Source organism: Allobosea sp., assembly GCF_048595345.1.
Lineage (GTDB): Bacteria > Pseudomonadota > Alphaproteobacteria > Rhizobiales > Beijerinckiaceae > Allobosea.
Genome location: NZ_JBMDWH010000092.1, coordinates 1 through 4780, shown reverse-complemented (window position 1 = coordinate 4780; position 4780 = coordinate 1). Strand labels below are relative to the sequence as shown.

Annotated in this window: 6 protein-coding genes and 1 tRNA gene; all 7 read right to left on the bottom strand. The window is 66.5% G+C overall.

Annotated features, from left to right (window positions below; genetic code table 11):
- Positions 1-83: 83 nt before the first annotated feature.
- Positions 84-533: a 50S ribosomal protein L11 gene (gene rplK / locus ACOJTB_RS09990; protein WP_420102377.1), complete on the bottom strand. Its 450-nt coding sequence runs from the start codon at positions 531-533 to the stop codon at positions 84-86.
- 265 nt (positions 534-798) lie between these two features.
- On the bottom strand, positions 799-2403 hold the full coding sequence (locus ACOJTB_RS09985) for a methyl-accepting chemotaxis protein (protein ID WP_420102378.1): 1605 nt from the start codon (positions 2401-2403) through the stop codon (positions 799-801).
- 147 nt (positions 2404-2550) lie between these two features.
- Positions 2551-3084: a transcription termination/antitermination protein NusG gene (nusG, locus tag ACOJTB_RS09980; protein ID WP_420102376.1), complete on the bottom strand. Its 534-nt coding sequence runs from the start codon at positions 3082-3084 to the stop codon at positions 2551-2553.
- Between the two features lie 14 nt (positions 3085-3098).
- Entirely contained in the window at positions 3099-3293 is a 195-nt protein-coding gene (secE, locus tag ACOJTB_RS09975) for a preprotein translocase subunit SecE (protein ID WP_420102375.1), read from the bottom strand.
- Between the two features lie 173 nt (positions 3294-3466).
- Positions 3467-4228: a molybdate ABC transporter substrate-binding protein gene (locus tag ACOJTB_RS09970; RefSeq protein ID WP_420102374.1), complete on the bottom strand. Its 762-nt coding sequence runs from the start codon at positions 4226-4228 to the stop codon at positions 3467-3469.
- A 134-nt stretch (positions 4229-4362) separates the two neighbouring features.
- A tRNA-Trp gene (locus ACOJTB_RS09965) sits at positions 4363-4438 on the bottom strand.
- Between the two features lie 174 nt (positions 4439-4612).
- Positions 4613-4780 (bottom strand): EF-Tu C-terminal domain-related protein (locus ACOJTB_RS09960; RefSeq protein WP_465248402.1); only part of this gene is annotated, 168 nt, incomplete at its 5' end.

The following is a 4780-nucleotide window of genomic DNA, read 5'->3' as shown; positions in this document are numbered from 1 at the left end:
CGGCGTCGGCGAGCGGGTAGAGCTTGGTGCGATCGATGCCCTCGCGGGAGGCACGCACGCGCTTGGCAATGTTCGGCATCGGATCAATCCACCACCTGGAGGCCCATGGAACGGGCGGAGCCCTCGATCATCGCCATCGCCGAGTCGACGGTGTGGCAATTGAGGTCGGGCATCTTCTTCTCGGCGATCTCGCGAAGCTGCGCCTCGGTGATCTTGCCGACGGTCGGGCCCTTGCCCGGGGTCTTGGAGCCGGAGGCCGGCTTCTTGCCGATCTTCAGGCCCACGGCCTTCTTCAGGAAGAAGGTGACCGGCGGCTGCTTCATCTCGAAGGTGAAGGACCGGTCCTGATACGCGGTGATGATCACCGGGATCGGGGTGCCCTTCTCCATCTGCGCGGTGCGCGCGTTGAAGGCTTTGCAGAATTCCATGATGTTGAGACCGCGCTGACCGAGCGCGGGACCGATCGGGGGCGACGGGTTCGCCGCGCCGGCCGGCACCTGAAGCTTCACGTAGCCCGTGATCTTCTTTGCCATGATGGCTGCTCCTGTCGCCCGCTTCGCTGCCTGGCGAAACGACGACGCCCCTGCCCGTGGACGCTGTCCAGCGGGGCCGGGGTGGTTGCAGTGCGTGGTGCGGCGCCTGTGATCCGGCTGGCGACCGGCACGCCTCCCACGCGGTTGAGGCGCGCCCTATGACATATTCGGCTGCCGATGGGAAGGGCCTGCATGCGCGTCGGCGAGCGGCGCCGGCAGCGGCGCGCGCCCAGGACGCTTCGTCACCATCTTGGGCAACCTGATGTCAGGCGGCGCCGCGGCTCTGCGCGATGAAGTCGTCGACGACGTTCCGCAGCTCGACCGCCTGCTGAGAGAGGTCGGTAGAAGCGAGCATGGCCGCCTTGGCGGTCCCCCGCCAGGTCACGGTCATCGCCGCGAGCTGCTCGACCTGCTCGGCGACCAGCCGGACATCGCCGGCGGTCTGTCCGGTGCCGTCGGCGATCGCAGTGGAACGGTCTTCCTGCCGGCGCGTGAGTTCGGCGATGGAGTCGGCCGTCGCTTCGACATCGTCGATCGAATCGACCAGCGCCCCCACCCTGCCCGTCAGGAGCCCGGCCGCGACGCGAATATCATTGAGCCCGCCTTGGACCTCCAGCGTCGCCTGCGCGGTGCGCTGCGCCAATTGCTTGACCTCCCCAGCCACGACCGCGAAGCCGCGACCGGCCTCGCCCGCCCTCGCTGCCTCGATCGTGGCATTCAGCGCGAGGAGATTGGTCTGGCTGGCGACGGTGGAAATGAGCGCGAGGATGCCGGAGATGCGCTCCACGGCCGCGTGGAGGGCGTGGGTATCGGCCTTCGCCTCGCCGACCAGTTCCTTGGCGCCGATGCTCACCTCCGCGCTGCGGCGGGCCTCGCTCGCTGCGTCGCGGACCAGATGGCCGATATCGGCGATGGTGACGGCCACGTCGCCGATATGGGTCGAGACACGCTGCGTCGACAGCGCGGCCGCGCTGGCACGGCGGTCGACCTCCTCCGAAGAGCCGCCGAGCTCCCGAGCGGCATCCGACATCCTTGCCGCATGGCTTTCCAGCGCAGTCGCGATCATGGCGATGCGGTCCTGGAAGGCGATGCTCTGGGCCTGCAACTCCTCGCGCTGACGCAGATCCTCCGACAGCGCTTCGACCTTGGAGCGAGCCGCTTCCTGCCCGGCCTTCTGCTCCCGCAGATGCAGGGCCAGGGCCTGGGCCAGCGCGCCGACCTCGTCGCCTCGCGCCGCGATCCCGGCGAGCCAGGCGGAGCCCTCGGCCTCCTTGTTCAAAGTGCGCGCCATCCCGATGATCGGCCGGACGAGCCAGCGATATTCCAGGGCCACGATCAGGGTCAGGATCAAAAGGCACAACAGTCCGATCGACAGCTCGAGCCGCTCAGAAGCGTCGTTATGCGCCTTCAGCTCCGACCCGACATCGACCAGAACGCGGTTCAGCTCGAGATGAAGCCCTTCGTGGATGTCCGGCCAGAGCCTCAGGAGCGGGCCGACCTCGCCGCGTTCGCGAGCGGCCAGGCTCGCCGCGCTCATTTGCCGCTCCGCTTCCAGGGCCTTGGCCTGCACGGCGCCATCGGTCGCTCGGGCGATGTCCCCTGCGGCGCGAGCCATTCGGTCGATCGCGTCCAGATCGGGCGGCATCGCCGGATCAGCCTCCAGCGAGGCCTTCATCGTTTCGAAGATCGTTGCCGCTTCTTCCATGCGCACAAGCGCGGCGCCGCTCGCAGATAGTGCCCCCGCGATCCGGTCCATCCGCTCCGAGCGCACGAATTCATGACCGATATAGACAGCGATGACGGCGCTGAGCAGAACGCCCCAGAGCACCATGCGGTGGCCGACCGTAGCCTTGAAACACCGCGGGACCATGGCCACCAAAATGAGATTGTTTTGGCGAAAGACCCTAGAGGCAATCCCTTAAGATCGGTTTAAGGGCAAATCGGAGCGGGGCTCAGCGCCGCTCCGGGAAAGCATCGCGACCGCGTCCGTCGGGACGCGCGAAGCTCTAAGCAGCGATCAGAGCTTCTCGACCTGAGCGTATTCCAGCTCGACCGGTGTCGCGCGGCCGAAGATCGAGACGGCGACCTTGAGGCGGGCGCGGCCGTGATCGACATCCTCGACGACGCCGTTGAAGGAGGCGAAGGGGCCGTCGGCAACCTTCACCTGCTCGCCGACCTCGAAGACGATCGTGGGCTTGGGACGCTCGACGCCCTCGGCGACCTGGCCCTTGATCCGCATGGCCTCAGCCTCGGGGATCGGCATGGGCTTGGCCTTGTCCGCACCCAGGAAGCCGGTGACCTTCGGCGTGTTCTTGATGAGGTGGTAGACCTCGTCGGTCATCTCGCACTTCACCAGCACATAGCCGGGGAAGAACTTGCGCTCGGCCTCGACCTTGCGGCCGCGGCGGACCTCGACGACCTTCTCGGTCGGGACCAGCACCTCGTCGAACTTCTCGGCGAGGTTACGCTGCTGCGCCTGATCGCGGATCGACTGGGCGACCTTGTTCTCGAAATTGGAATAGGCGTGGACGATGTACCAGCGGGTGCTCACGTTCTTGATTCCGTTCAACGGGCGCCGAGGATGAGGCCGAGGCCAAAGCGAATGACGGTGTCGGCGAAGAGGAAGAACAGGCTGGACACCACCACCATCGCCAGCACGAGGCCGGTCGTGATCAGCGTCTCGCGGCGCGACGGCCAGGTGACCTTGCCGGCCTCCGTGCGCACGTCCTGAAGGAACTGGAAGGGATTGGATTTCGCCATCGTCCACCTCGGCTTCCGACCGGTCCGCAGCCCTCGCCGCGGCGCCGAATCGGTCGTCCTGAAACATTCGCGGCGCGGGACCCGGTTGGGTCGCGCGCCGACATGACGGCGTCTTTACAACGATGTCGCGCTTTCGCCAAGCGGCTTCTTGAGCTGGCGTCAGCGACTCCGCCTTATTCGGGAGCCTCTTCCATGCCCTTTTCCGCGAGGATGCGCCGAGCCTGATCGCTGCGCAGGAAGGCGAGGAACGCCTTCCCGGCCTCGGTGTCCCGGGCTGCGGAGGCAAGGCCGCCGGTATAGACCGTATAGCTCTGGATCTCGGCCGGCAGGGGGCCGACCAGCACCGCCCCCTTCACCGCCAGGATCTCGCTGATCTGGTGGATGGCGAGATCGGCCTCGCCTGTCACCAGCCGCTGGGCGACGAGCCCGCCCGGGACCAGCACCGCCTTCGCCCTCACCACATCGGCAATGCCCATCGTCTCGAGCAGCTTCGAAAAATAGATGCCGCTCGATCCGCCTGCGGCAGGGTCGATATAGGCCACCTTCCTTGCCGAGAGCAGCGCCGCCTTGAACGCCGAGACCGTCGCGATATCCGGCAGGGGCGCCCCTTCCTTCACCGCCACGCCGACCGAGGTCCGCGCGAGATTGGCAACCGTGCCGGTTGCGATCCGGCCCTTGGCGGTGAGCTCCTTGACGGCTGCTGGGGTCAGAATGGCGACATCGAAGGATTCGCCATCGGAAATGCGCTTCAGAAGCCCGCCCGCCGTATCGTTCTCGACCACGAGCTTGTGGCCGCTCTGCGCCTCGAACGCGCTCGCCGTGGCAAGCACGACGGGCTTGAACGCGCCGGCCGTCAGCACCTTGATCTCGGCAGCCTGCGCGCTGGCCGAGGCGAGGATGGACGACAGGACCAGCAGGGCAAGGAACGGGCGCATGACAATCTCGCAAAGCCGCTTGGAAAAGGACGAACGAGCCGAGCCTATAACGGCGGCAGCAACGCGGAATACCGAATTGTCGCGGAGATCACGAGGTCGTCAGCCGGGCGAAGGAACACTGGCGCCGGGACGACTGGCAGGGGCGGTAGGGCTCGAACCTACGACAACCGGTTTTGGAGACCGGTACTCTACCAACTGAGCTACACCCCTGCAGGTGAGCGTCATGTGCCCCAAGGCGTGACGCATTTCAAGTCAAAATTATCGCGGCCCGGCGTGACCGTCGGATAACGCTCTTCGCGCGGCGGCGCAGCGGGCTTTACGGCACAAACGGAAAAAGGGCGGTGTCGCCACCGCCCTTTCCCGAATTCAGCCGGATCGCAGAGATCAGGCGATGATGCTGGCGACGACGCCGGCGCCGACGGTGCGGCCGCCTTCGCGGATGGCGAAGCGCAGCTTCTCTTCCATCGCGATCGGGGCGATCAGCGTCACCTCCATCGAGATGTTGTCGCCCGGCATCACCATCTCCGTGCCTTCCGGCAGCGAGACCACGCC

Bases quoted from the DNA above. Each gene is read 5' to 3' on its own strand.
- ACOJTB_RS09985 (WP_420102378.1), bottom strand. From the start codon at position 2,403: ATGGTCCCGCGGTGTTTCAAGGCTACGGTCGGCCACCGCATGGTGCTC.
- secE (WP_420102375.1), bottom strand. From the start codon at position 3,293: ATGGCGAAATCCAATCCCTTCCAGTTCCTTCAGGACGTGCGCACGGAG.
- ACOJTB_RS09970 (WP_420102374.1), bottom strand. From the start codon at position 4,228: ATGCGCCCGTTCCTTGCCCTGCTGGTCCTGTCGTCCATCCTCGCCTCG.
- rplK (WP_420102377.1), bottom strand. From the start codon at position 533: ATGGCAAAGAAGATCACGGGCTACGTGAAGCTTCAGGTGCCGGCCGGC.